Source organism: Blautia stercoris (assembly GCF_054657695.1).
Genome location: NZ_BAAHYF010000002.1, coordinates 292,043 through 317,984, shown reverse-complemented (window position 1 = coordinate 317,984; position 25,942 = coordinate 292,043). Strand labels below are relative to the sequence as shown.

The following is a 25,942-nucleotide window of genomic DNA, read 5'->3' as shown; positions in this document are numbered from 1 at the left end:
TTTAGAAAGGACAGACAACATGAAAAAAATACGAAGCTATACCAGTATCTGGTCGGTGGAAAAGGTACTCTATTCCATCAATGATTTTAAGCTGCCATTCCCCATCACGTTCACACAGATGGCGTGGTTCGTGGTATCGGTGTTTGCAGTTATGCTCTTGGGGAACCTCCCTCCCCTTTCGTTCATTGACGGGGCATTTTTGAAATATTTCGGCGTACCCTTTGCCCTCACTTGGTTCATGTGCCAGAAGGCCTTTGACGGGAAGAAGCCTTACGGCTTCCTGAAATCCGTACTGGCATATCTGGTACGCCCGAAACTGACCTATGCAGGAAAGCCCGTGAAGCTGGAAAAGGAATATCCGGCACAGCCCATCACGGCAGTAAGGAGTGATATTTATGGCATATCCGATTAAGTATATCGAAAATAACCTTGTGTTCAACCATGACGGGGAGTGCTTCGCTTACTATGAGCTGCTTCCCTACAACTATTCCTTTTTAAGCCCCGAACAGAAATATCAGGTACACGATTCCTTCCGGCAGCTTATCGCCCAGAACAGGGACGGGAAGATTCACGCCCTGCAAATCAGCACGGAATCCAGCATACGGGCGGCACAGGAACGCTCCAAACAGGAAGTGACAGGCAGGTTAAAGGACGTTGCCTGTGCAAAGATTGACGCACAGACCGAAGCCCTGATTTCCATGATAGGGGAAAATCAGGTGGACTACCGCTTTTTTATCGGCTTCAAGCTGCTTGTCAATGAGCAGGAAGTCACCATGAAGCAATTTCGCAGGGAAGCAAAGACCGCCGTTTCCGATTTTCTCCATGAAGTTAACCACAAACTCATGGGGGATTTTGTTTCCATGAGCAATGAGGAAATCTGGCGGTTTCAGAAGATGGAAAAACTGTTGGAAAATAAAATCTCACGCCGCTTTAAAGTCCGGCGGCTTGACAAGGACGATTTTGGCTACCTGATTGAGCATTTATACGGGCAGACCGGAACTGCCTACGAAGACTATGAGTATTACCTGCCAAAGAAACGCTTTCAGGAGGAAACGCTGGTGAAATACTATGACCTCATCAAACCCACCCGTTGTCTGATAGAGGAAAACCAGCGGTATCTGAAAATCGAACAGGAAGACGGGACAGTTTATGCCGCCTACTTTACCATCAACAGCATTGTGGGGGAACTGGACTTCCCATCCTCGGAAATCTTTTACTATCAGCAGCAGCAATTTACTTTTCCTATTGATACCTCTATGAATGTGGAGATTGTCACAAACCGGAAAGCCCTCTCCACGGTACGGAACAAGAAAAAAGAGCTGAAAGATTTGGACAACCACGCATGGCAGAATGACAGCGAAACCAGTACAAACGTGGTGGATGCTTTAGACAGCGTGAATGAGCTGGAATCCACCTTAGACCAGAGCAAGGAATCCATGTATAAGCTGTCCTATGTGGTGCGTGTGACGGCTCCCGACTTGGAAGAACTGAAACGCCGCTGCAATGAGGTGAAAGATTTTTATGACGATTTGAATGTGAAGCTGGTTCGTCCCTTTGGGGATATGCTGGGGCTGCATGGGGAATTTCTCCCTGCCAGCAAACGGTATCTGAACGATTACATCCAGTATGTCACCAGCCACTTCCTCGCTGGTCTTGGCTTCGGGGCAACCCAGATGTTGGGGGAAACGGAGGGCATTTATATCGGGTACAGCCTTGATACAGGAAGAAACGTGTACTTAAAGCCTGCCCTTGCCAGTCAAGGAGTGAAAGGTTCCGTCACCAACGCCCTTGCTGCCGCTTTTGTCGGCTCCCTCGGCGGTGGAAAATCATTCAGCAACAACATGATTGTTTATTATTCCGTTTTATTTGGGGCACAGGCACTCATTGTTGACCCGAAAGCGGAACGGGGACGCTGGAAAGAAACCCTGCCGGAAATCGCCCATGAAATCAATATCGTAAACCTGACCTCGGAGGAACAGAACAGGGGCTTACTTGACCCGTATGTGATTATGGAGAATCCAAAGGATTCTGAATCACTGGCAATCGACATCCTGACCTTTTTAACCGGCATTTCCAGCCGTGACGGGGAGAAGTTCCCTGTTCTTCGAAAAGCCATCCGTGCGGTGACAAACAGTGAAGAACGGGGGCTTTTCAAAGTGATTGAGGAACTACGGGCAGAGGGAACCACCATCAGCACCAGCATAGCCGACCATATCGAATCCTTTACGGACTATGACTTTGCACACCTGCTCTTTTCGGATGGGGATGTCACACAGTCCATCAGCCTTGAAAAGCAGCTCAACATCATTCAGGTAGCGGATTTGGTGCTGCCGGATAAGGAAACCTCATTTGAAGAATACACCACAATGGAGCTGCTTTCCGTGGCAATGCTCATTGTAATCAGCACCTTTGCCCTCGACTTCATCCACACCGACCGCAGCGTGTTTAAGATTGTGGATTTGGATGAAGCATGGAGCTTCTTACAGGTGGCACAGGGCAAGACCCTTTCCATGAAGCTGGTTCGTGCCGGACGTGCCATGAACGCAGGCGTTTATTTTGTCACCCAGAACACGGACGATTTGCTGGATGAAAAACTGAAAAACAATCTGGGCTTGAAGTTTGCGTTCCGTTCCACGGACATCAACGAAATCAAAAAGACCCTCGCCTTTTTCGGAGTGGATTCCGAAGATGAAAACAACCAGAAGCGGCTCCGTGACTTGGAAAACGGACAGTGCCTTATCAGTGATTTGTACGGGCGTGTGGGGGTGATACAGTTCCACCCTATCTTTGAAGACCTGTTCCATGCCTTTGACACCAGACCGCCTGTTAGAAAAGAGGTGGAGGAATGAAGATAAGAAAGCCCATCCAGCAGGGGACAGCCCTTGTCCCTTGCCGGATAAAGGGAAAAACCTCCCTGAAAAAAATCGGGAGCATGGCAGGAAAAGTGATTGGCAGGGTGCTTCTGGCACTCCTGCTCATCTTCCTGCTGCTGGCAGTCTTCGGCACAGCCGCCCACGCTGCCGGACTGGTGGATGATACGGTGGACGCTGCCAACGAATACAGCAAATACCCTCTGGACAACTACCAGCTTGATTTTTATGTAGACAGCGGATGGGACTGGCTCCCGTGGAACTGGCTGGACGGTATCGGAAAACAGGTGATGTACGGGCTGTATGCCATCACAAATTTTATTTGGACAATCAGCCTGTACCTTTCCAACGCTACAGGGTATCTGATTCAGGAAGCCTACTCACTGGACTTCATTTCCTCTACGGCGGATTCCATTGGGAAAAATATGCAGACTTTGGCAGGCGTTACCACGGGCGGCTTGTCCTCGGAGGGATTTTATATCGGGTTCCTGCTGATTCTCATTCTGGTGGTGGGACTTTACGTTGCCTACACAGGGCTTATCAAACGGGAAACCACAAAAGCCATCCATGCCATTGTGAATTTCGTGGTGGTGTTCGTGCTGTCCGCTGCCTTTATCGCTTATGCTCCTGATTATATCGGGAAAATCAATGAATTTTCCGCAGACATCAGCAATGCCAGCCTGACCCTTGGTACAAAGATTGTGCTACCAAACTCGGAAAGTCAGGGAAAAGACAGTGTGGATTTGATACGGGACAGCCTGTTTTCCATTCAGGTCAAGCAGCCGTGGCTCCTGCTGCAATATGGCAACTCGGATGTGGAAAGCATTGGGGCTGACCGTGTGGAAAGCCTGCTCTCAACCAGTCCAGACGAAAACAACGGGCAGGACAGGGAAGAAATCGTAGTGGAGGAAATCGAAGACAGGGAAAATACGAACCTTACCATCACAAAGACCATCAACCGATTGGGAACCGTCTTCTTCCTGTTCATGTTCAATATCGGTATCTCCATTTTTGTATTCCTGCTCACGGGGATAATGATTTTCTCACAGGTGCTTTTTATCATTTACGCCATGTTCCTGCCTGTGAGCTTCCTCCTTAGCATGGTTCCCTCTTTTGAGGGAATGTCAAAGCGTGCCATTACGAAACTGTTCAACACCATCCTTACCAGAGCCGGAATCACTCTGATTATCACGGTAGCGTTCAGCATTTCCACCATGCTCTACAACCTGTCTGGGGAATATCCGTTCTTCCTGACGGCGTTCTTGCAGATAGTGACTTTTGCCGGAATCTATTTCAAGCTGGGAGATTTAATGGGGATGTTCTCCTTACAGAGCGGCGATTCTCAAAGTATGGGAAGCCGTATCATGCGAAGACCCCGCATGCTCATATACGCCCATATGCACCGTTTACAGCATAAGTTAGGACGTTCTGTGGCGGCTCTTGGGGCTGGAACGGCTGCTTACCATGCAGGGAAAACCTCCGGTACGCCCGCCCCTGAATCCGGTTCTTCCAAACGCACACAGGCAGACCACAGCAGACCAAACGGACAGGCAGCACCGGAAAAAGAATCCGCATGGAAACGGGCTGGTTCTGCTGTGGGTGCGGTGGCAGATACCAAAGATAAAATATTTGATACTGCCGGACAGCTTCGGGAGCAGGCAAAGGATTTGCCCGTCAATGCAAAGTACGCCCTTTACCACGGGAAAACGCAGGTATCAGAGGGAGTACGGGATTTTACTTCCAGCGTGACCCAGACCCGAACTGCCAGAGCCGAACAGCGAAACGCACAGGCAGAAAGCCGCAGACAGACCATTGCAGAACGCAGGACGGAACTGGAACAGGCAAAACAGCCGCAACAAAGAGCTTCCGAAGCCCCCAAAGGGGCGGCTCCTGTCCATGAACGCCCTGTTACTGAAAAGCAGCCAGAAGATTTCCGACATCATGCAGGAAAACCAGCCATGCAGCCTGCTTCCCCATCCATCAGGGAACGGGGACAGGTTCCTGATGGGGGAACTGTGGCGGAACGGGCTTCGGTTCCGGTGGTAAAAGCGGCTTCCATCCACCATGAACAAACACCGCCTGTAAGGACAGAACGCCAGATAGTCCCATCTGCTTCCCTATCCCAGTCGGATGAAAGACAAAAGGCGGCTCCCACTATCACACCGGCTGCTCCCCGTCCGGCAAGACCTGTCAAGAATGATACGGCTCCTGTGATACCGGAAAGAAAACAGGCTACCCCTGCGGTAAAAGAATCAAACTTTACCATCCGGCGTACCACCGCCAGAAAGGAGTGGACAAAAACGGTAAAAGCGGCTGCCAAACAAAAGAAAGGGGAGAAACCATGAAATTAAGACATCTTTTCTTTGCCTGTTCCGGCGTGTTCGTGATGATGTTCTCCCTGCTCCTTTTAGTGGTGATTGTCTTCTCGGATGAGGAAGACGGAGGAAGCGGCGGAAACCTTATCTATGGGGGCGTGAGCGTATCACAGGAAGTCCTCGCCCATAAACCTATGCTGGAAAAGTATGCAAGGGAATATGGCATAGAGGAATACTTAAATGTGCTGCTCGCCATCATTCAGGTGGAATCCGGCGGCACACTGGAAGACGTTATGCAGTCCTCGGAATCTCTGGGGCTTCCCCCGAACTCCCTTAGTACAGAGAAATCCATCAAACAGGGCTGCAAGTATTTCTCGGAACTGCTCGCAGCGGCAGAAACAAAGGGCTGTGACTTAAACAGTGTGATTCAATCCTATAATTACGGCGGCGGTTTCCTAGACTATGTGGCAGGACACAGAAAAAAATACACCTTTGAACTGGCAGAGAGCTTCGCAAGGGACAAATCCGGCGGAAAGAAAGTCACCTACACCAACCCTGTTGCCGTAGAGAAAAATGGGGGCTGGCGGTATTCCTACGGAAATATGTTCTATGTCCTCTTGGTATCGCAATACCTGACCGTGGCACAGTTTGATGATGAAACGGTACAGGCTATCATGGACGAAGCCTTAAAGTATGAGGGCTGGACGTATGTGTACGGGGGCGATTCCCCCTCCACTTCCTTTGACTGTTCGGGACTGGTGCAGTGGTGCTATGGCAAGGCAGGAATCGCCCTGCCACGGACAGCTCAGGAACAGTACAATGTAACGCAGCACATCCCCCTGTCCGAAGCAAAAGCAGGGGATTTGGTCTTTTTCCACTCCACCTACAACGCTGGAACCTACATCACCCATGTGGGGCTATATGTGGGAAATAACCGGATGTACCATGCCGGAAATCCCATTGGTTACGCAGACCTGACAGGCTCCTACTGGCAACAGCACCTTGCCGGAGCCGGACGAATCAAAAAATAAGAAAGGATGAACCGATATGATTCAGATTAGAAAAGAGGAAAACCAGAAAAAGCAGAAAGAAAAGAAACTGAAAGTCTACAAAGTCAATACCCATAAAAAAACCGTGATTGCCCTGTGGGTGCTGCTGGCAGTGAGTTTCCTGTTTGCCGTCTATAAGAATTTCACGGCGATAGACATTCATACTATCCATGAAACCAAAGTGATTGAGGAAAAAATCCTCGACACCCACAAGATAGAAAACTTTGTGGAGAATTTCGCAGAAGTCTACTATTCATGGGAACAGTCTGCCGCTTCCATTGATAACCGGACAAATGCTTTAAAAGGGTATCTCACCGGAGAACTGCAAGCCCTGAATGTAGATACTGTCCGAAAGGACATCCCCGTATCGTCTGCCCTGACTGATTTTCAGATATGGGAAATCACAGAAGAAAAGGAGCAGCATTATCAAGTGACCTATACGGTGGAACAGCATATCACAGAGGGAGAATCCGTTAAAACTGTCCGTTCCGCTTATCAGGTGACCGTCTATGTGGACGGCTCTGGAAACCTGACGATTATCCAGAATCCAACCATTACCAGTGTTCCCGTAAAATCCGGTTACACTCCCAAAGCGGTACAAAGTGACGGTACGGTGGATTCCATCACCACAGAGGAAATCAACGAATTTCTCACCACTTTTTTCAAGCTGTACCCTACGGCAACCGCAAAGGAGCTGACCTATTATGTGAATGAGGGCGTACTGAAACCTGTGGGGAAAGAATACATTTTCTCGGAACTGGTGAATCCAGTTTACAATCGAAACGGAAATCAGGTGACAGCTTCCCTTGCAGTGAAATATCTGGATAACCAGACCATGACAACACAGGTATCGCAGTTTGACCTTGTGCTGGAAAAGAACGGGGAAAACTGGAAGATTGTGAAATAGTTATAGAAAAACGTGCATTTCTCATTTGAGATTTGCACGTTTCTCTTATAAAGTATTTCTTTTTAAAATTTATCATTAGTCTTTATATTTTTGATTAGCTCCCAATAGTAGTGTGTCAATTGCTTCGGATAATTCTTTTCTTACTTTATCAGGATTAGAAAAAGCATATCTTAATTGTAAAGTTGTATAACCATGAAGCATACCTGTTACCATGTTCAAAATTTCAGTGGTCTTATCTGGATTAAAGCCACATGAGCAAATAAGTGTTTTAAGTAAAGATAGATAATCATTAAAAATGATTGCTGTTTCCTCTGTTCCATTCCAACTAGCCCATTGAATTATTTCATAAACACCGGGATGTTCAATCATATAATTAAGATATTCAACTGCCACTAATTTTAACGCTGAATCCCCTGTCTTACCGATTGCTGCACGAATCATTTTTTCATTCATAGTACGCATACCACTATGTGCTATCTCCCTAAGAAGTTCATCCAAACTTCCTATATGATTATATAAGGAGGGGGTACGAATCCCTAAATTTTCAGCAATAGCTTTCAAAGAAACATTATGAAGTCCATTTCTATCAGCCATATCAGAAGCAGTTTTTATAACTTCGGCTTTTGTAACTCGCATATTCATTTTCCTCTTTCTACACATCATTTACTTCATTTTAATTAATCAAATTAATGAAGTCAATAATTTGGTTAGAAAAAATGAACTCTTGTATTGACAAACAGTCTTATAATATTTAAAATTACTAATATAGTTAGTTTTTATACTATTCAAATTAGTTTGCGAAAGGAAATACAAATATGTGTACAAGATTTGTGTATAATGGAAAAGAAACCATTGTTGGGTTCAATTTTGATATTGACCTTTCTGAATGGGAACATACTGTAATTACCGAAAAAGACCGTTTTTTTATAGGGATAAAAATGTCCGATAATAAGTACCACTCTTTTCACGGAATCAATAGAAATGGGAATGTTGGCACATTGTTGTATGTACATGGAAATGACAATGCACAATTTTGCGGTAATGAATCATGCTATACAATAGCTGATTTGACAGAAAACTTTATAAAAGGCAATCTCTCTTTTGACGATTCATTGGAAATAGTGAAAAAAAAGAAAATTACTTATGCACCTGACACTACTATGCAGGCTATGTTTTCGGATAGAAATGGGCGTGTTCTCATTATTGAACCGGGGATTGGGTATCGCTTGGAAAAAGAAAAATATTCCTTAATAACAAATTACTCCATTCTAAAACCAGAATTGACTAATCCATATGTTTTATCTGGGGATAACAGATATGAAAAGGCAAAGGATTTACTGCAAGGATATGGAGAAAACTTCTCTATTTCCAACGCCTTTGATGTACTTAGGTCAGTACGTCAGGAAGGACTTTGGGCAACCAGAGTTTCTTTTGTTTATTCCGTTGCTAAAAATAAGGTATATTATGTGTTGAACAATGATTTCAAAAATATTGCAGAGTATCAATTCTAATATCACTGCAATTATAAACAAAAGTGGAGGATTTACATTTCCCCCACTTCCTTAGATTTGACAATACCATCTGCGACGCTTTCCATAATAACAAGGTCAGCGTCTGTGAAATTGTCTATTTTGTTTTCTAACTGCCTGCGTTTGGTACTTTTCACCTGACTGCTGGCAGGCAAGAAAAACTCATCCACTGATACATTCAGCAGAGATACAAGGTCGTAAAGCACCTGTAAGCTGGGATGCTGCCCTTTGTTCTCAATATTGGTTAAATAGCGTGGGTCAATCTCAATCATTGCTCCCACCTGTTCACGGGTCAAACCCTGTTTTTTACGGGCTTCTTTTATGGCAAGCCCCAAAGCCCTGAAATCATATTTATCTTCTTTTTTACGCATAATACACCACCTCTGTACATTTTACTGTTCCTGTTATAATAGTGACAGGTATAGAAAAACGTATTGTACAGTTGTACAGTTCCTATTATGCGTACCAAAGATAAAACTATGCTGCTGAAACGGAAATAAAAAAAACCGTTATTTGGCAGTACACTTTTCTTGCGTCAAAATCACATAAGCCTTTCCAGACGACGGTTTAATAAAAGCCGCCGTCTTTCTTTTTTCCAGAACACATGGAGGTTGTATTAAAGTCAGCTTTTTTTAGGCTCCGGCGGCTTACAGGAGGAAGCCGCTATGCAAAATATTTTCTTAAATATATCTACATTCGGTAAACCGTTAAAAAAAGCCATCCACCTACGCTAGAAAAGTCTGACCTGCAATATGGTTTTTCACAATACATAGTAAGAACTATCGAAGCACACAAGCAGAAATATCGTCTGTTTGCGTGCTTTTTTAGTTGGAAGAAAAAGTTTTTAAATTTTTCTTCTCAAAACGCAACTGCACCCCCTGTCCTGTCGGGACTAAGAGCGAAAAGGGGGAAAGAAGCAGAAATTCCTATCAACTCGCTCCCTTTCAAGGCTGGAAAGGGGGTGAGCAATGATGAAGCCATCTGAATTTCAGACAACCATAGAGAACCAGTTTGATTATATCTGTAAAGTCGCTATGGAGGATGAACGCAAAGACTATCTCAAAGCGTTGTCCAGACAGTGTAAACGGGAAACCCTGTTCTGTGATATGGACGATTACACCGTCAATCTGTTTTCTTCCGAAGACACCTATCCCTCCCATTTCCATACTTTTGAAATGGATGGATTTACTGTCCGCATTGAAAACAGCCTATTAGCAGAAGCATTAGAAAATCTGGATGGAAAGAAACGTGACGTTATCCTGAGATATTATTTCCTCGGATTTGACGATACGGAAATTTCAAAAATTCTGGAAGTTAATCGTTCTACCATCCAGAGAAGAAGACACGCCGGACTGGAATTTATCAAAAAATTTATGGAGGAAGAAGCATGACAGCAAAGCACCCTATGATTCCGTTTCCTGTGATTGTCAAGGCTGCGGACGGCGATATTGAAGCAGTCAACCAGATTGTACGCCATTACAGCGGTTTTATTGCCAGCCGTTCCATGCGTCCCATGAAAGACGAATATGGGAACACTCACATGGTTGTAGATGAAACCCTACGCCGCCGGATGGAAACACGTCTGATTGCAAAGATTTTATCCTTTGAAATCAGGGAATCAAAGTAAAAATAACGCTCTCCTGTGGAAGCATGGACAAGCCCATGCTTCCCAGACAGAGCTTGCCAGCCTATTAAAGTGCATTATCACCAGTGCATTTTAACAGGCTGACAAAGCCAGATTGTTCCTTGAAAAAGAAAGCGTCTAATCAACGCAGCATAAAGCAGCCGAATACGTTTCGATAGAAAGAGAGCCGTTGGGCTGGCACGCCGTAACCCACCAAAGGAGGGATGAAACCGGATAGCGATTCCTGCCAGCGTTCCATAAGCAGCTTACCGCAAAGCTGCCGCCATGACCTTTCTATTGTGATAATGATACTTCCGTACAGCCTTAGTCCGTGTGATGATGTAGCACCGCTGGCAAAGGGTACGGCTGGATGAGAACCATGCAGGGGTGAGATTCCCATGAGCTTTAGCGGAAGCTGTTCGGTTTGCTTAGATACCATTTTGAATTAGAGTTTTTCATTCAAAATCAAATAACTATTCGCAGGAAATACAATCTTAATATTACTTTTGCCACAAAATCTGATATAATATAGACAGATATTGAGGGTTCCATATCTGGTCTATGGAAAGGAGGAACATGATTACAGTAACAAAAAAAGACTTAATAGAACTGGGTTATGGAACTTCATTCGCAGCAGACATCATAAGAGAAGCAAAAAAACTTATGATTTCAAAAGGGCATACCTACTATCAGTCACGCAAACTGGACAGGGTTCCCAGAGAAGCTGTGGAAGAATTGCTAGGGATTACTTTTACTGATAAATCAAACTGATTGTACTTCTTGCACATTTATGTAAGGAGTGAAATCATGGCAAAAGACCCTATTAAGAAAGCAGAAAATGGAACTTATTATTTTAGAGCCAACTTAGGTTTTCATCCGATTACCGGAAAACAGATTCAGAAATACAAAAGTGGATTCAAGACAAAAAAAGAAGCCAGAGAAGCATATTCAAAACTTATGCTGACATCTACAGAAGAATTGACAGAAAAGAAACAGCAGCTATCCTTTCAGCAGTTTATTGAGGAAACTTATCTTCCTTGGTATAAAACACAGGTAAAGGAAAGCACCTATCTGAACCGCCGTTCTACCATCCAGAAGCATTTTTCATACTTTTACAAAATGACGGTGGATGAGATAGAACCCATTAACGTCCAGAACTGGCAACTTGAACTCGCAAAAGAATTTAGTCCAAACTATATCCGTATTGTACAGGGTATGCTCTCTATTGCCTTTGACAGAGCAGTTGTTCTCGGTCTTGCAAAGAAAAATCCGTCACGGATGATAGGAAACATCAAGAGCAAGAAAACAAAAGTGGATTTTTGGACACTGGATGAATTTCAAAAGGTAATTTCCCTACTCTACAAGGGCGATTATTACGAACATTACCTTTTCATTTCATACTGGCTCCTGTTTATGACCGGAATGAGAATCGGAGAAGCCGCAGCCCTGCAATGGTCGGACATCAACTTTGAAACCGGACTTTTAAGTATAACGAAAACGCTGTACTATAAAACAATGGACGAATACAAATTTGTGGAGCCAAAAACACAAGCCAGTATTCGCACTATCTATATTGACACAGATACCATTAAAGAATTGAAAGCATGGCAGGAAGTACAGCAAAAGGTTTTAAAGGACTGTGACCTTGTACTAAGCTATAATGGGATTCCCACCAGTAAGCACACCCTCCCACGGGCATTAGAAAAACTTGCTGGATTGGCAGGGGTACACCGTATCAAAATTCATGCACTCAGACATTCCCATGCTTCCCTGCTCATCAGTATGGGAGAAAATCCTTTATTGATTAAAGAACGTCTGGGGCATGAAAAGATACAGACCACTTTGGGAACCTACGGACATTTATATCCCAACACCAACGTGGAAGTTGCCAAAAAATTAACTGGCGTTCTCACTTATACTCCAGCAACAACCAGTATTGCCGATTACACCAGCAATCAGCATACTGCAATCTATCACAGAGCAGTTGAATAAAAAAATGCAATCAAAATGCAATTCTAAAAGGAAAGAGCCTCAAAACCCTTGAAAATAAAGGCTTTGAAGCTCTGCTCCAACTATTCAAACTCAATCGTTGCTGGTGGTTTTCCAGTGCAGTCATACATGACACGATTGATGTGTTTTACTTCATTTACAATTCTGCTTGTTGTTTTTCCGATTACATCCCACGGAATTTCTGCGCTTTCTGCTGTCATGAAATCAGTCGTTGTTACCGCACGCAGTGCAATTGCGTAATCATAAGTTCTTTCATCACCCATAACACCTACAGAACGCATATTAGTAAGCGCTGCAAAATACTGTCCGATTTCTTTATCTAATCCGGCATTTGCGATTTCTTCACGCCAGATTGCATCTGCATCCTGTACCATTTTCACTTTCTCAGCGGTAACTTCACCGATAATACGAATTCCAAGACCCGGACCTGGGAATGGCTGGCGGAATACAAGATATTCCGGAATACCAAGTTCCAGACCTGCTTTACGCACTTCATCTTTGAATAAGTCACGAAGTGGTTCAATAATTTCCTTAAAATCTACATATTCCGGAAGACCACCTACATTGTGATGAGATTTAATAACAGTAGATTCGCCACCTACACCACTTTCTACTACATCCGGATAAATTGTTCCCTGTACTAAGAAATCAACAGTTCCGATTTTCTTTGCTTCTTCTTCGAATACACGAATAAATTCTTCACCGATGATTTTACGTTTTTTCTCTGGTTCTTCTACACCTTTTAATTTACCATAGAAACGTTCCTGAGCATTGACACGGATAAAGTTTAAGTTGTAAGGTCCTGTCGGTCCAAATACAGCTTCTACTTCATCTCCTTCATTTTTACGAAGCAGACCATGATCTACAAATACACAAGTTAACTGATTTCCAACTGCTTTTGATAACATAACTGCTGCTACAGAAGAGTCCACACCGCCAGACAGTGCGCAAAGTACTTTTCCATCGCCTACTTTTTCACGGATAGCTTTGATACTTTCTTCTACGAAAGAATCCATCTTCCAGTCACCAGAACATTCACATACATTGTATACAAAGTTAGAAAGCATTGTCTTTCCTTCTTTTGTATGGAGTACTTCCGGATGGAACTGTACGGCATACAGGTTCTTCTCTGTATTTTGAACAGCTGCTACCGGACAGTCATCAGTATGTGCAATAATTTCAAATCCTGGTGCAGCTTCTGCAATATAGTCATTGTGACTCATCCAGCAGATTGTTTTCTCGGATACATTTTCAAAGAGTTTTGTTGACTGGTTAACCGTAACTTCGATTTTACCATATTCTCTTACAGGCGCTGTCTCTACTTTCCCGCCTAATAAGTGCATCATCAGCTGCGCACCATAGCAGATTCCGAGTACAGGAATTCCCAATTCAAAAATTTCTTTTGTATAAGTTGGTGAATCCTCTAAATATACGCTGTTTGGTCCTCCGGTAAAAATAATTCCCTTCGGCTGCATTTCTTTAATTTTTTCGATATCTGTTTTGTAAGAAAAAATTTCACAATATACGTTGCATTCACGCACACGTCTTGCAATTAACTGGTTGTACTGACCACCAAAATCAAGTACAATTACGGTTTCTCTCTTCAACAAACTCTCCTCCTGTTCTTTTTTGAATCTTTTTAATCAGCTTTTTCATGTTTTAGAAGTATGCATTTTAATTTTTGCATTGTCTAAGTGCTCATATTATAAGCCATCTAACTGGATTTTACAAGTTCTTTCAAAAAAACACCTTTAATTTACAATATCCCTAAGCCCGCTTTGCTTTTACATCGGATTCACATGCACCATACAATGTTTTACAAGAGGAAAATTTTTCTCAACTGCATCATGTACTCTCTGCGCTATTTCATGCGCATTTTCCAGAGAAAGTGTTTTATCTGCTGCAATTTCGATATCCACATAAATTTTTGCACCAAACAATCTGGTCTGGAGCAAATCAATATTTTCCACTCCGGCCTGACTTGCAATCACTTCTCTCATTTTCTGAATTGTCTTTTCATCACAAGATTTATCCACCATTTTATCCACGGCATCTTTGAAAATATCGTAGGCTGCTTTCCCAATAAAAATACAAATCACAACACTTGCAATCGGGTCTAAAATCGGATATCCCATTCGAGAACCTAAAATACCGATAAATGCACCAACAGAAGATAATGCATCGGAGCGGTGATGCCATGCATCTGCCATAAGTGCTCCAGAATTAATTTTCCTCGCAGCTCCTCTTGTGTACCAGTACATCCATTCTTTTGTTGCAATTGATACCACTGCTGCAACAAGCGCAACCAAACCAGGAGCTTTATTTCCTTCCACTCCTTTTATAATCTGTTCTAAACCAGTAATTCCTATTCCAATTCCTGTTGCAAACAGAATCACTGCCAAAATAATTGCTGCCACACATTCCATTCTGTCATGACCATACTGATGATCTTTGTCAGATTTTTTTCTTGAAATGTTGATTCCAATCACTGCCACAACTGTACTAAATACATCTGAAGCAGAATGCACTGCATCAGAAATCATAGCACCGGAATGTCCCAAAATACCAGCTAATAACTTCAGCAATGATAAAACAAGATTTCCTGCAATTGTAACTCCGGATACTCTCATCACTATCTTTTTTGATTTTTCATCTGAAAGCTGTTCTAACTGTTCTGCATCCATTTTTATATCCTCCTTCTTCTGTAAAGCGGACATTTGCAATCCACTTCGCTACTTACTCATAAACGCAGTCACTTCGCAACCTGTCACAGTGGGATTAGTGCAGAGTATTTTTTGTTTCATAGGATGCTCCTATGAAATAAAGAAAAAAGCACCTGTGGAACAATAAGTAAACTACTGTCCCACAGATGCTTTTCATTTTCACCTGCTGTCACTTTTGTGACCCGGCACGTAAAGATTTCTCTCTCTTTCCTGCCTGTTTCGTTTTACGTCGCCCTCGGCGTTTTTAAGATTTTATGTTATTCTATGACACGAAATACCTGTTAGTCAATAGAAACATTCGTTTTATGTAACCTCAAAAATTCAGGCATTTATGACGCAAAGTCAGCTGCAAAATCGTCCCCAAACTCGAAGATTGAGATAGCACTCACATCATTTTTATACAAGGGAAGCATGTTTCCACTTTCCACCCAGGTAACGGATAGTAAAACAGATAGACCGAAACAGCCAGTCAATCGTCATTGCAACCCATATTCCAAATACTCCCCATTTTAAATACGAGCCTAAAATATAACTGAATCCAATTCTAAACGTCCACATGGAGACAATCGCCAGTATCATCGTATATTTTACATCGGCTGCCGCACGCAAAGTATTTGCAAGAGAGAAAGACAACGGCCAGATAGTTACAACACAGCAGCTATGATAAATCAAAATTCTTCTTGCATATTCACTGGCTTCCGCTGATAATCCATAAACTTTTATAATGAATGGAAGCAGAAGCACCACCAAAATATTCATTAAAATCAAACAGAGGTACGTCAGCTTCATTAATTTTTTCGTATAATATTTTACCTGTTCAAAATCTCCCGCTCCAACACACTGCGCCGATACCGTGAGCATTGCAAATCCAATTGACATTCCAGGCAGTACCGCAAACATTGCAATATTATTAGATACCGCATTTGCTGCAATCGAAGCAGTTCCAAAGCTCGTCACCAGGCTGAGTACCAGAATTTTTCCAAGCTGAAACATACTGTTTTCCAGACCGTTCGGGATCCCAATATACAAAATCTTTTTCAAAAGATTCCAGTCTGTATGAAATGAAAATGGATGAAAGATATGAATCTGACGACTCTGATTATTTAACAGAACCAATATAATCGCTGCCGCTACACATCTTGATACTAAAGTTGGAATAGCTACTCCCTCAATTCCTCTGTGGCATCCATAAATTAAAACTGCATTTCCTCCAAGATTAACTGCATTCATAATCAATGAAGTAATCATGGCAATGGTTGAATTTCCCATGGAACGAAAAATAGCTGCACCTGCGTTATATACTGCAATCATTGGGATTGACGCAAACACAATTAAAAGGTAAATATTACAGTTATACATAACATCTGCGTCGATTTTACCAAAAATACCATGCAGGATTACATTTCTACCAAGATATCCCAATGCCATAACCACAACCGATGCTTTCACCGTAAATAACAACAGCTGATTCGTTGCCTTACATGCCTCAGCCTCTTTTTGTTTTCCAATAAACTGACCGGCAATTACTGCGCCACCCGTAGCTAATGCCGTAAAAATATTAATAATTAAAACCATTACTGTATCAATTAACGAAACTCCCGATACGGCTGCTTCTCCTACACTTGCTACCATAATAGAATCTGCCAGTCCTACAAATGCCTGCAGAAACTGGTCGATAATCAATGGTACAATCAGTTTTTTCAAATCCTCATTTGAAAAAAATCGCTTCATTTTTTCACTCACACTCCATACTATTTTGTACATTTTCAGATGAGTCTATTATACTCTTGCGATGAGAAAAATAAAAGAGTCGGAACGTTCCAGACTCTTTTATTATTTATAAACACTGCAAAATCAACCATACATTTTCAAAATTTCGCATCTTTAAATCCTGCTTTTTTATCCAAAAATAAAGGTTTCCTTGATATTCCCATCTGTATTCATCATCGTATCCATCTATTGTTCCCACCTGAAATAAAAGCATCCAATCCTTACCTTTTTCCCAAATTTCCTCTCTTTCCTGCTCCGGCACATCCTGCCAGCCTCTGCCTAGATAATATCCCCTTGTAACTCCTTCACATTCTTCTTCCATTCGACCCTGTAAGACATCCGGATTCCCTAACAATTTTATCCTTCTGTATGCCCATTCGTAATAATATTCCATTCCCTCCTCAAATATCGGAACTCCACAGGATTGCAGACATTCATCATAGTCGTCTAAATCATCACACACAATTCCCTCTGTTTTTTTTAATTTTTCTAAATCCGGAAGTAGCTGTTCATATACCGGCAGACTTTCTTCGTTTTTTATCCTTACAATTTTCATTTCTGAAATGATTGCATCTTTCTCTAATTCTGCCGGAAAATCCATTGCTTCAAGTTCATTTTCATCCGGAAAATAATAAACCTTCGCACAGCCTTTATTTGCTGGATCATATCCATAATCCATCGAACGCATTTCATAAAAGAAACTAAGAATTCCTTGTTTCGGCAATAATTCTTCTTTATCATAAGGTGCAACATCCTTTAAATTAATCTGTATAATAAATGATAAGGGTCTTTCTTTCCTGATATCTTCAAAATCTTTCCCTTCATAAACTGGCCATTCAAAATCTTTTGGAACATCCGGCTTTCCTCCGATTTTAGACGCTCTTTTTGCAGCACCACTTTTTAGAGTGTAATTGATTACTATTTCTGTTTTCTTATTTTGTTTTATCAACTCACAAATCCTATTTTTTTCTGCCTGATTCATCTTATTTCCCCCAACCTTTTATTTTTATGCTCTTATCTTACCATTCTTTCCCTTCTCTGCAAAGAACTATCTTTTTTTCTTCCAAAACAAAAAAAGAAAGCCAGATTTTCTGACTTTCTTAATTTTTACAATATAATCAGCAGCAGCTGTCTTACTCTCTTTCTACTGCTTATTCATTACTGATTCATTATTTATTATTTCATTCTATGTTTCATTCTTTTTCCAACAATCACTGCTCCAATTCCCACACAGCCACTTATTCCAAACAGAGCAAGCCAAAATTCTATTCTGCTGTTATCTCCCGTCTGTGCATTTTTAGCAGTTGTACTCTTATTCGCATTACTTGTTGCTGTTTTATTTGCATTATTTGTTGCTGCTTTATTTGCTGTCTTGTTTGAGTTGTTTGCTGTTGCCTTATTTGTATTATCCGTCGTTGTCTTGGTAGATGAGGTCTGTTTTTTCTCTAGTGAAGCAATGGCATCTTCTATTGCTTTTGCCATCTTATCGACTTCTTCCTGCTCGGTGATATTTTTTCCTCGAACTACTGCTTTTACTGCTTTTTCTACTCCAGTAAAGTCTTTATAGTCTGTTTTTTTCAGTGAATTTGCTTTTTTAACTGCTTCATCTACTTTTGTATAATCTGCATCTTTATATTCCAGAGCGCTAATGGCATCTTCTATTGCTTTTGCCATCTTATCGACTTCTTCCTGCTCTGTAATATTTTTGCCTCGAACAACCGCCTGAACTGCTTTTTCTACTCCGCTAAAATCTTTATAATTTTCTTTTTTCAGCGCATTTGCCTTTTCAATTGCTTCATCTGCTTTTGTATAATCTGCATCTTTATAAGTCAATGTCAGTGTCTGGGTATGCGTAGCAATATCTGCAGTAACCGTAATTTCACCGCTAAAAGGATTACAATTATCCGCAGTTATTTCAACCGGATAGATTCCTGCTTCTAATTCAGCCAAACCTGAAGACACTTCTTCTCCATTTACTTTAAGAACCACATTTGTCAATTCTGCCGGCACTACAGCAAAGGAAACTTCATACTTAGGTTTTGGCAGAACCGGAGTCTTTTCAGAAACATAATTATAATTTCCGCCACCTGCCACAATTTCTTTATAAAATGCTTCTGTTCTCATAGAATCAAATGGTTTCGCTGTACCTGCTGCTGCATTTTTTCCGCACGCCAAAACATTTTCTTTCTCTGTATAATAATTATTCGTGAAAATACCTGTACCTGAAACTGCTCCACTAATGCCACCAAACCGGCTATATGGAACAGTCGTTACCGTATACTGTGACAAATCAATATTTCCAGCGAAATAACAGTGGCTGACTGTCGTTTCATTTCCCACTGTTCCTACAATTCCTCCAACATCCGTAATCCCTTTTCCGAGCGGGGTTAATGTTCCTGTTGAATAGCAGTTTAAAATCTTAGAAGTTCCACTAGTCTGTCCGACAATTCCACCACCATGACTTGCTGCCAGTATCATATTTCCAGTATTTACACAATAACTTACTTCTGTATCTCCAGTAGCATATCCTAAAATTCCACCTGCATAAATACTTCCCATGTCACCTGTTATCGTAATATTTCCTTTATTTTCGCAGTAATTTATCTTTGTATTTTCTGCGTATCCACACATTCCGATAAATCCATAAATATATTTCCCATTATTCTGAAATCCAACTTCTGACACACAGTCAAAAATAGAAGCATTCTCTGCGTATCCTGCAATTGTTCCAAAAAAGGTATATTCACTGTCGTCTGCTGTAACATTAACGTTTCCTTTTACTGTCAGACTTGAAATTTCCGCCTTTTCAACGTATCCAAAAAAACCTCCAACTGCTCCTTTTCCATAACTGGAAGAAAAATCCAGATTTGAAATCACATGTCCATTCCCATAAAATTTACCACTGAAACAGTGTTCAATATCTCCGGCAGCATTAGCTTGTCCTATCGGTGTCCACTCCACACCCGATAAATCTAAATCTGCATCAAGCACTACGACTGCATCTGTTTTTTCATCATAATCACCTGCATTGACTGCTTTTGCAAATTTCAGCAATTCGTCCACAGAAGTGATTACTGTTTTACTGCCCTGTTCTTCTCCTTCTGCCCATACCGACTCTGGCAGTAATAACAAACACATTGCCAGCACCAGAAACAGTCCTGTAATCTTTCTTTTCATACGCACCTCCGCTTTTCCATTTGTCAGCTTATTCCACTCTATCTGACCAAATCATATTGTTTATAATTTATATCATACCTTTTTTTCTGACAAATAGCAATCTATTCGAAGATGTTTTGAGATTTTTCATTCCACACTGTGTATCCCGGGAGTTTGGCAGTCGAGTAATTAAATGTTCGTAAAAAAAGAGAGGATACGCTCTCCTCTCTCTTCCCAATTTTTTTATTTTTTCTACATTTCTCCAATTTTCTCTTTCCATATTTCAACCAGTCTTTCCACCGAATATGCTGCATTTGCCGGACTGGTTGATGGAAGTACTTCCGCTTCAATCCCAAGCTCTTTCTGCTGATATTTTCGAAAATACGTTCCGGAAGTTTTTCCATTACAGAAGATTCGTTTTACATTACTATCTTTTACAATCGCTTTTAAATCCGTCGGAACTACATTTTTAATGCTGCTGTCACTGGACCCAATAATATCACAACTGTAAATAGTATCCCAAAGCGCTACATGATGCCGATATAACATTGCTTTCTTTTCTTCGATATTCTTTGGCACCGGTTCATTTAACACTGCTGCGATTACTTTCCAAAATCGATTCTGCGGATGCCCATAAAAAAACATCTGCTCTCTCGATTTTACAGACGGGAGACTTCCTAGTATCAAAATTTCTGATTCTTTATTATAAAGTGCCGGAAATGGATGTGTTACATGAGTATATTCCTTTGTTACTGCTGCTTTTTTGACCATCTTTCTGTCTCCTCTTCTACTTTTGTCCTTCTTTTTCATGCATTAAAAGATATTTCTCCCTCGTTGCAATTCCACCACGAATATGCCGTTCTGATTTATTCCTGTCCAATACCTGACGTACTTCTAATCCCAAAGTAGGATTAATCTGAATCAGACGCTCGGTACAGTCTTTATGTACCGTACTTTTGCTGATTCCAAATTTCTTTGCGGCCTGACGCACAGTTCCTTTGTTTTCAATAATATAGCATGCAATTTCCACTGCCCGTTCTTCGATATAATCTTTCAACGGATAAGCCTCCGAAGACGCTGTTTTTACAGTGTATGCCCTGGATTTACAGGGTATTCTCCAAACTCTATTGTATTATTTTCCTATTTTCCCTGTTCCGGATTAGCACCCGTTTTTCCATTTTCCTGTTCCGTCTGCGTATCCAGCATCATTTTAATAATTTCTTTATCTGTCTGATGCATTCCGACTTTTCCGATGTATCCCACACAGCTGATTGTTTCTTCTGTATCCTCTTTAACAATTCCGGTATATGCTTTATACGCCTTATGATTCATTGCAAGATAATGTGCCATCATTCCCGCGTCTATACTGGATGCAATTTTTGCTGCACAGGAGATTTTTGCACCATCACAGATAATTCCCGGAATATTTGCCAATGTATTGTCAATCGTCGCTTTAATCTGTGCAACACTTCCTCCACATAAATAAGTGATTGCGGCAGCCGATGCACAAGAAGCAGAAACCGCACCACAAAATGCAGACAGTTTTCCAATAAACATTTTTTGGTACGTGGTCAAAAGACCTGAAAAAACCAGTGCCCGATACAATTCATCATTTCTGTAATTTTTTTCTCTTGCATACACGATTACGGGAACAGAGGATGCAATTCCCTGATTTCCACTTCCTGAATTAATAATAACCGGCATATCACAGCCACTCATCCTTGCCTCTGAAGCGGCTGCTGCATAGGCTTTCATACGAGTCACTACTCCGTCTGCATAACTCTCACGCAGCACTCTTCCAATTCCAAGACCATAATCTCCGGAAATCCCCTCATAAGCAATATCCATATTATATCGAATCTGTCGTTCAATCATCGGACGTACTAAATTCAATGGCACTTCATCTGCAAACTGTTTGATATTCTCCAAAGTAAGCACGGAACGGTCTGTCAGACCACCTCCGGTTGCTTCGTTCTCATCACCGATAAAAATCGTTTCTCCATTTTTTTCTATTTTTGCAATATTCGTATGTGAATAACGGATTTCAACCATTGCTGAATCTGCTCCTGATGACACTTCAACCATAAAATGCAGTGGAATATCCGAATCCAGAAATTCAACTTCACAACGTTTTTGTTCCAGCAATTTTTTTGTCTGCGCTCTCTGTTCCTCCGTTACCTTTTCTAAAACTTCCATTTTATTTTCTGAGTGACCTGCAATAGCTCCTAAAATACAGGCTGTTTCGATTCCTGTCATTCCTCCTGAATTTGGAATCGTTACACAACGCACATTTTTAATCATATTTCCCGAACATTTTGCCACAATATATTCCGGTTCACATCCTAATATTTCTCTTGCTTTTGCAGAAGCATAAGCCAGTGCAATTGGCTCTGTGCACCCCATCGCCGGTACTAACTCTTCCTGCAGAATCGCTAAATATTTTTCCTGTAAGTTACTGTTCATTGACGATTTCCCCATCTTTCTACATTTTTTTCTATTGTAACATGATAAGATACCAAGGTCAAAAGACATGATGGGGATAAGCCACCTTTTGACTTTGGTATCTTAAGTAAAGCGGATATTCGCCTGACTATTATCTTCTTTTTTATTCTCCGCTCCGTATCCGTTCTACAACACTTATACGACACATTTTTTCACATGCCAGATACGGTACGAAAAGCACAATCAAAAGCAAAAACGGTATACAGATTAGAATTGGAAGTACAGTAAATTTCCATGTAAAAAAGAAAAATCCGGATGTATAGCTTTTTATTAAAGTCATACTTAAAATACTTCCCGCAAGAACTGCTACTATACTTGTAAAAAGCGCATAATATCCGCCTTCCCACATCAACATCTCTCTTAATTGTTTTCTGGTCATTCCCACTGATTCGAGCATGGCAAATTCCTGTTTCCTTGATAAAATTCCGGTCAAAATCGTATTTACAAAATTTAAAATTCCAATCAATGCCAACACAAAACTTAGAAATCCACCAACGATTACAATCATATTTTGAAGCGTCGCAAATTCTGCCTCCATCGTTGATTTTGAAGTATAAGTTAAATCATCGTTGATATTCGTACAATAATTTTCCAGCCAGCTCTCTATCTGTTTTTCATCTTTTTTTGATACATTAAATAATGTTTTCATCGGCTGTCTGCCCTCAAAGTAATTTAAAAATTCTGAAGACGGAAGAATATAATTTATCTCAAGTGAAAAATACATCTGAAATTCTGCCGGATAAGGCATCGACACAAGTGCCATCACCTCATACTCTTTCGTAAATCCATTTTCTCCAGTCAACGTAATTTTGTCTCCAACATCGTAAATCGGTTTCTCGCCATCATCCGATTCGAATTGATTGACCACAATATAATTTCCACTCTTGAATTTCTCCCAATCTAATTCGCCCTGCTCACATTTTAACTTTTCAAATACCAGCTGGTCCAAACCATACATTTTTGCTGTGATGCTCCCACGCTCTTTATCGGCGTCTATTTCCTGTTTCATGTCCTCTTCACCAATCGACTGAATCATGTAAGCAAAATTTTTCTTCCAATCCTTCCAGATTCTCTCTTCCAATCGTTCTTTTTCCCAGTCTGATAACTTCTGTTCCCATTCGCTGTAATAGACATTTCCGCTTTCTTTGATTCCATCCTGTTCCCGTAATTCCGTCAAAAAATCACTGGTGACTCCATCTTCCGTTCTTTCTGAAAGTGCCGGATTATCCGTTGTCGCATCCGTTACCATATAATCGCTTACACTCCTGTTTGATACATATTTATCCATATCAAATCCCTTTAGCAACGTACAAACCGTATTAAGCAGAATCAGACTTAACGATAAGGAAAATACAACCAATACTGCTTTTTTTCGATTTCTTTTGATATTTGCCAGCCCAAAAGCATGCATGGTAAGCTTATGAGTTCTTCTCTTTTTCCCTTTTACCTTTGCATTTACAGAGCTTTCGGTCAGCTTCACAGCTTCGATTGGGGAAATCTTTGCTACGATACGGCACGGCTTAATACAGCTGATTTGAACCGTCAAAAAAGAAAAGACTGCCGAACCGATAAAAATCCATGGATGAAGCACCACATTTGTTCCTTCTGTATCCCCCATACTTAAATTGGCACAGATAATCGGAAGTAATCCTGCACCCACAACCGCACCTAAAATAAGTCCAATCGGAATTCCTGCAAGAGAAAGCAGATTTGCCTGTTTTCTTACTATTTTTCCAAGCTGTTTTTTTGTCGTTCCAATTGTCTTTAAAAGTCCATAAAACCGAATGTCTCCAAACACATTAATGTAAAAAATATTATAAATAATCAGATAGCCGGAAACCAGAATAATGCCAAGCATTACAACAATAAGTACAACTGTTTCAGCGTCTGCCTTCACTCCAAGATATGCCCAGTTCACTCCCGTTGATTTTTCTTCGAAACCAATCCGCTTATTTAATTCTTCCAGCTGTTTTTTAAGATTAAACGAGGTCTTGAAGTTAAAATCTACCATATAACTTCCTGCTATATCTCCTCCATATTGATAGCTCTCTGCAGTTGGTGCAAGCTGATTGACCAGTTTTTTCGAAACACACATTACCTGTGACATCGAAACACGATCTCCCTTATACCATCCGCACAGGATAAATTCTTTGGAATATTTCTTTCCTCTTACACTAAAATCAACCGAAAATTTCTCACCGATTTTGCACGGAACGCCCAATGCCTTTAAGGTCAAATCGCTTGCCACACATTCATTTTCTTTCTTCGGCATGTGCCCTTCTTCCGGATAACAAAAACTCCATTTTGCCTCCAACTCCTCATAATAAGCCATTTCTGTGCGTACTTTAATCAAAGGTTTATTCTCTGCATCAGCAAGTGCAATTCGATAAGAAACCGATTTTAAGCCCTTGTCTTTTGCCACTTTTTCATATTCTGATTTTGTTAAGTATTTATATCCTGCATGAGCACTGCCTCCGACCTGCCGCATTGTAGATTCCTGATTTTTTTCAATCAGACTTCCTCCAATCGTAAACAGCGCAGTAAATAAAACAGAGGTTAATGCAATGGCTAAAATTGCAATTAAATTTCGCTTTTTTCTTGCCTTTAAAGACTTCAATGCAATTTGATTGATCATCTTTTTATTTTTCACGTTCGACACAGTCTGCACCCTCTTTCTGATTTGGATTTTTGTCCATTATCTGCAAGGTCTGTTTTCCGGACACAATTTTTCCATCTTCAATCCGAATGATGCGATCCGCCATCTGGGCAATTTCTTCATTGTGTGTAATCATCACAATCGTCTGATGAAACCGCTCACTGGTCACTCTCAAAAGTCCAAGCACATCCTGACTGGTCGCTGAATCAAGATTTCCGGTCGGCTCATCCGCCAAAAGAATTGCCGGTTTCGCTGCCAGCGCCCTTGCAATTGCAACCCTTTGCTGTTGTCCTCCCGAAAGCTGACTTGGAAGGCTTTCTAATTTCTTATTTAATCCCAAAAGCCCGATGACTTCTTTAATATAAGCTGTGTCTACTTTGTCTCCATCAAGCTCAACCGGAAGTACCACATTTTCGTACACATTCAAGACCGGAACTAAATTATAGCTTTGAAATACAAAACCAATCTTTCTTCTTCTGAAAATACAGAGTGCATCTTTTTTTAACTGATAAATTTCTTTTCCATCTACAAATACCTTTCCAGAGGTTGGCTCATCCAAGCCGCCAAACAGATGCAACAGGGTCGATTTTCCAGAACCTGACGAACCGACAATCGCAACAAATTCTCCTTTTTCTACAGATAAATCCACACCGTCTAAGGCTTTTACTATATTTTCATGATTTCCATAATATTTCTTTAAGTTCTCGCATTTTAATACTTCCATCTCTCATCTTCCTTTCTGTTTTTCCTAATTTCTTATCTAATCTCTTTTGTTAATTTCAGTATAACAAAAGACTCTTTCGAGATTCTTTCGGAAATCTAACAGTTTTG

Annotated in this window: 23 protein-coding genes and 1 riboswitch; of the genes, 11 read left to right on the top strand and 12 right to left on the bottom strand. The window is 41.2% G+C overall.

The window, feature by feature from the left end; all coding sequences use genetic code 11:
• Positions 1 to 19 precede the first annotated feature (19 nt).
• The 5 genes from ACYQ2D_RS11165 to ACYQ2D_RS11145 are packed head-to-tail and all read left to right on the top strand — an operon-like array spanning position 20 to position 7,141.
• The gene (locus ACYQ2D_RS11165) at positions 20 to 412 is read left to right on the top strand and encodes a conjugal transfer protein (RefSeq protein WP_459785454.1); all 393 of its coding nucleotides are present in this window, start codon (positions 20 to 22) and stop codon (positions 410 to 412) included.
• Entirely contained in the window at positions 396 to 2,849 is a 2,454-nt protein-coding gene (gene tcpF / locus ACYQ2D_RS11160) for a conjugal transfer ATPase TcpF (RefSeq protein ID WP_459785453.1), read from the top strand. The genes ACYQ2D_RS11165 and tcpF overlap by 17 nt, the downstream gene beginning before the upstream one ends.
• Positions 2,846 to 5,215 carry a CD3337/EF1877 family mobilome membrane protein gene (locus ACYQ2D_RS11155; protein ID WP_459785452.1) on the top strand — a complete coding sequence of 790 codons (2,370 nt, stop codon included), beginning with the start codon at positions 2,846 to 2,848 and terminating at the stop codon, positions 5,213 to 5,215. Before tcpF ends, ACYQ2D_RS11155 begins: the two co-directional genes overlap by 4 nt.
• Complete coding sequence (locus tag ACYQ2D_RS11150; RefSeq protein WP_459785451.1) at positions 5,212 to 6,216, top strand: bifunctional lytic transglycosylase/C40 family peptidase; 1,005 nt, start codon at positions 5,212 to 5,214, stop codon at positions 6,214 to 6,216. The genes ACYQ2D_RS11155 and ACYQ2D_RS11150 overlap by 4 nt, the downstream gene beginning before the upstream one ends.
• Before the next feature lie 16 nt (positions 6,217 to 6,232).
• Positions 6,233 to 7,141, top strand: a complete 909-nt coding sequence (locus ACYQ2D_RS11145) for a conjugal transfer protein (protein ID WP_459785450.1) — start codon at positions 6,233 to 6,235, stop codon at positions 7,139 to 7,141.
• Between the two features lie 75 nt (positions 7,142 to 7,216).
• On the opposite strand, the gene ACYQ2D_RS11140 is transcribed toward ACYQ2D_RS11145, so the two are convergent.
• On the bottom strand, positions 7,217 to 7,777 hold the full coding sequence (locus ACYQ2D_RS11140; RefSeq protein ID WP_020994406.1) for a TetR/AcrR family transcriptional regulator: 561 nt from the start codon (positions 7,775 to 7,777) through the stop codon (positions 7,217 to 7,219).
• A 179-nt stretch (positions 7,778 to 7,956) separates the two neighbouring features.
• Between ACYQ2D_RS11140 and ACYQ2D_RS11135 the strand changes: the two genes are divergently transcribed.
• A complete protein-coding gene (locus ACYQ2D_RS11135; RefSeq protein WP_074133958.1) occupies positions 7,957 to 8,652 on the top strand; it encodes an Ntn hydrolase family protein in 696 nt (231 codons plus the stop codon).
• 32 nt (positions 8,653 to 8,684) lie between these two features.
• Here the strand turns inward: ACYQ2D_RS11135 and ACYQ2D_RS11130 are convergent, their stop codons facing one another.
• On the bottom strand, positions 8,685 to 9,041 hold the full coding sequence (locus ACYQ2D_RS11130; protein ID WP_009009558.1) for a helix-turn-helix domain-containing protein: 357 nt from the start codon (positions 9,039 to 9,041) through the stop codon (positions 8,685 to 8,687).
• Between the two features lie 597 nt (positions 9,042 to 9,638).
• Here ACYQ2D_RS11130 and ACYQ2D_RS11125 point away from each other — a divergent pair.
• The 5 genes from ACYQ2D_RS11125 (at position 9,639) to ACYQ2D_RS11105 (ending at position 12,286) form a co-directional block, all read left to right on the top strand.
• Positions 9,639 to 10,061 (top strand): RNA polymerase sigma factor, encoded by a 423-nt coding sequence (locus ACYQ2D_RS11125; protein ID WP_022615780.1) that lies wholly within the window; start codon positions 9,639 to 9,641, stop codon positions 10,059 to 10,061.
• Complete coding sequence (locus tag ACYQ2D_RS11120) at positions 10,058 to 10,297, top strand: helix-turn-helix domain-containing protein (RefSeq protein ID WP_459785449.1); 240 nt, start codon at positions 10,058 to 10,060, stop codon at positions 10,295 to 10,297. Before ACYQ2D_RS11125 ends, ACYQ2D_RS11120 begins: the two co-directional genes overlap by 4 nt.
• Positions 10,298 to 10,518: 221 nt before the next feature.
• Positions 10,519 to 10,668, top strand: coding sequence for a hypothetical protein (locus ACYQ2D_RS11115; protein WP_172749838.1), 150 nt, complete (start codon positions 10,519 to 10,521; stop codon positions 10,666 to 10,668).
• 202 nt (positions 10,669 to 10,870) lie between these two features.
• Positions 10,871 to 11,065: a DUF3173 domain-containing protein gene (locus tag ACYQ2D_RS11110; protein ID WP_011861908.1), complete on the top strand. Its 195-nt coding sequence runs from the start codon at positions 10,871 to 10,873 to the stop codon at positions 11,063 to 11,065.
• 36 nt (positions 11,066 to 11,101) lie between these two features.
• Complete coding sequence (locus tag ACYQ2D_RS11105) at positions 11,102 to 12,286, top strand: site-specific integrase (protein ID WP_459785448.1); 1,185 nt, start codon at positions 11,102 to 11,104, stop codon at positions 12,284 to 12,286.
• Between the two features lie 80 nt (positions 12,287 to 12,366).
• Here ACYQ2D_RS11105 and guaA read toward each other — a convergent pair whose 3' ends face one another.
• The 10 genes from guaA to ACYQ2D_RS11055 form a co-directional block, all read right to left on the bottom strand.
• On the bottom strand, positions 12,367 to 13,911 hold the full coding sequence (gene guaA / locus ACYQ2D_RS11100; RefSeq protein ID WP_117457387.1) for a glutamine-hydrolyzing GMP synthase: 1,545 nt from the start codon (positions 13,909 to 13,911) through the stop codon (positions 12,367 to 12,369).
• 177 nt (positions 13,912 to 14,088) lie between these two features.
• The gene (locus tag ACYQ2D_RS11095) at positions 14,089 to 14,988 is read right to left on the bottom strand and encodes a cation diffusion facilitator family transporter (protein WP_459785447.1); all 900 of its coding nucleotides are present in this window, start codon (positions 14,986 to 14,988) and stop codon (positions 14,089 to 14,091) included.
• A 172-nt stretch (positions 14,989 to 15,160) separates the two neighbouring features.
• Positions 15,161 to 15,259: riboswitch (NiCo riboswitch) on the bottom strand.
• Between the two features lie 164 nt (positions 15,260 to 15,423).
• Entirely contained in the window at positions 15,424 to 16,758 is a 1,335-nt protein-coding gene (locus ACYQ2D_RS11090; RefSeq protein ID WP_187559082.1) for an MATE family efflux transporter, read from the bottom strand.
• Positions 16,759 to 16,864: 106 nt separating this feature from the next.
• The gene (locus ACYQ2D_RS11085; RefSeq protein ID WP_117457384.1) at positions 16,865 to 17,779 is read right to left on the bottom strand and encodes a YwqG family protein; all 915 of its coding nucleotides are present in this window, start codon (positions 17,777 to 17,779) and stop codon (positions 16,865 to 16,867) included.
• Between the two features lie 194 nt (positions 17,780 to 17,973).
• On the bottom strand, positions 17,974 to 19,974 hold the full coding sequence (locus tag ACYQ2D_RS11080) for a GLUG motif-containing protein (protein ID WP_459785446.1): 2,001 nt from the start codon (positions 19,972 to 19,974) through the stop codon (positions 17,974 to 17,976).
• A gap of 231 nt (positions 19,975 to 20,205) precedes the next feature.
• On the bottom strand, positions 20,206 to 20,724 hold the full coding sequence (locus tag ACYQ2D_RS11075) for a DNA-deoxyinosine glycosylase (RefSeq protein ID WP_372554987.1): 519 nt from the start codon (positions 20,722 to 20,724) through the stop codon (positions 20,206 to 20,208).
• Between the two features lie 16 nt (positions 20,725 to 20,740).
• A complete protein-coding gene (gene spoIIID / locus ACYQ2D_RS11070) occupies positions 20,741 to 21,010 on the bottom strand; it encodes a sporulation transcriptional regulator SpoIIID (RefSeq protein WP_022302866.1) in 270 nt (89 codons plus the stop codon).
• An 83-nt stretch (positions 21,011 to 21,093) separates the two neighbouring features.
• The gene (locus tag ACYQ2D_RS11065) at positions 21,094 to 22,416 is read right to left on the bottom strand and encodes an L-cysteine desulfidase family protein (protein ID WP_459785445.1); all 1,323 of its coding nucleotides are present in this window, start codon (positions 22,414 to 22,416) and stop codon (positions 21,094 to 21,096) included.
• A 142-nt stretch (positions 22,417 to 22,558) separates the two neighbouring features.
• Positions 22,559 to 25,114 carry an ABC transporter permease gene (locus ACYQ2D_RS11060; protein ID WP_117457381.1) on the bottom strand — a complete coding sequence of 852 codons (2,556 nt, stop codon included), beginning with the start codon at positions 25,112 to 25,114 and terminating at the stop codon, positions 22,559 to 22,561.
• Complete coding sequence (locus ACYQ2D_RS11055) at positions 25,095 to 25,835, bottom strand: ABC transporter ATP-binding protein (RefSeq protein ID WP_372554989.1); 741 nt, start codon at positions 25,833 to 25,835, stop codon at positions 25,095 to 25,097. The genes ACYQ2D_RS11060 and ACYQ2D_RS11055 overlap by 20 nt, the downstream gene beginning before the upstream one ends.
• Positions 25,836 to 25,942 lie beyond the last annotated feature (107 nt).

Coding starts and splice junctions, on each gene's coding strand:
- ACYQ2D_RS11095 (WP_459785447.1), bottom strand. CDS start 14,988: ATGGATGCAGAACAGTTAGAACAGCTTTCAGATGAAAAATCAAAAAAG.
- ACYQ2D_RS11075 (WP_372554987.1), bottom strand. CDS start 20,724: ATGGTCAAAAAAGCAGCAGTAACAAAGGAATATACTCATGTAACACAT.
- ACYQ2D_RS11065 (WP_459785445.1), bottom strand. CDS start 22,416: ATGAACAGTAACTTACAGGAAAAATATTTAGCGATTCTGCAGGAAGAG.
- ACYQ2D_RS11130 (WP_009009558.1), bottom strand. CDS start 9,041: ATGCGTAAAAAAGAAGATAAATATGATTTCAGGGCTTTGGGGCTTGCC.
- ACYQ2D_RS11115 (WP_172749838.1), top strand. CDS start 10,519: ATGAAACCGGATAGCGATTCCTGCCAGCGTTCCATAAGCAGCTTACCG.
- ACYQ2D_RS11155 (WP_459785452.1), top strand. CDS start 2,846: ATGAAGATAAGAAAGCCCATCCAGCAGGGGACAGCCCTTGTCCCTTGC.
- ACYQ2D_RS11085 (WP_117457384.1), bottom strand. CDS start 17,779: ATGAATCAGGCAGAAAAAAATAGGATTTGTGAGTTGATAAAACAAAAT.
- tcpF (WP_459785453.1), top strand. CDS start 396: ATGGCATATCCGATTAAGTATATCGAAAATAACCTTGTGTTCAACCAT.
- ACYQ2D_RS11105 (WP_459785448.1), top strand. CDS start 11,102: ATGGCAAAAGACCCTATTAAGAAAGCAGAAAATGGAACTTATTATTTT.
- ACYQ2D_RS11080 (WP_459785446.1), bottom strand. CDS start 19,974: ATGAAAAGAAAGATTACAGGACTGTTTCTGGTGCTGGCAATGTGTTTG.
- ACYQ2D_RS11090 (WP_187559082.1), bottom strand. CDS start 16,758: ATGAAGCGATTTTTTTCAAATGAGGATTTGAAAAAACTGATTGTACCA.
- ACYQ2D_RS11135 (WP_074133958.1), top strand. CDS start 7,957: ATGTGTACAAGATTTGTGTATAATGGAAAAGAAACCATTGTTGGGTTC.
- ACYQ2D_RS11165 (WP_459785454.1), top strand. CDS start 20: ATGAAAAAAATACGAAGCTATACCAGTATCTGGTCGGTGGAAAAGGTA.
- ACYQ2D_RS11110 (WP_011861908.1), top strand. CDS start 10,871: ATGATTACAGTAACAAAAAAAGACTTAATAGAACTGGGTTATGGAACT.
- ACYQ2D_RS11120 (WP_459785449.1), top strand. CDS start 10,058: ATGACAGCAAAGCACCCTATGATTCCGTTTCCTGTGATTGTCAAGGCT.
- ACYQ2D_RS11150 (WP_459785451.1), top strand. CDS start 5,212: ATGAAATTAAGACATCTTTTCTTTGCCTGTTCCGGCGTGTTCGTGATG.
- ACYQ2D_RS11145 (WP_459785450.1), top strand. CDS start 6,233: ATGATTCAGATTAGAAAAGAGGAAAACCAGAAAAAGCAGAAAGAAAAG.
- ACYQ2D_RS11055 (WP_372554989.1), bottom strand. CDS start 25,835: ATGGAAGTATTAAAATGCGAGAACTTAAAGAAATATTATGGAAATCAT.
- ACYQ2D_RS11125 (WP_022615780.1), top strand. CDS start 9,639: ATGATGAAGCCATCTGAATTTCAGACAACCATAGAGAACCAGTTTGAT.
- ACYQ2D_RS11140 (WP_020994406.1), bottom strand. CDS start 7,777: ATGCGAGTTACAAAAGCCGAAGTTATAAAAACTGCTTCTGATATGGCT.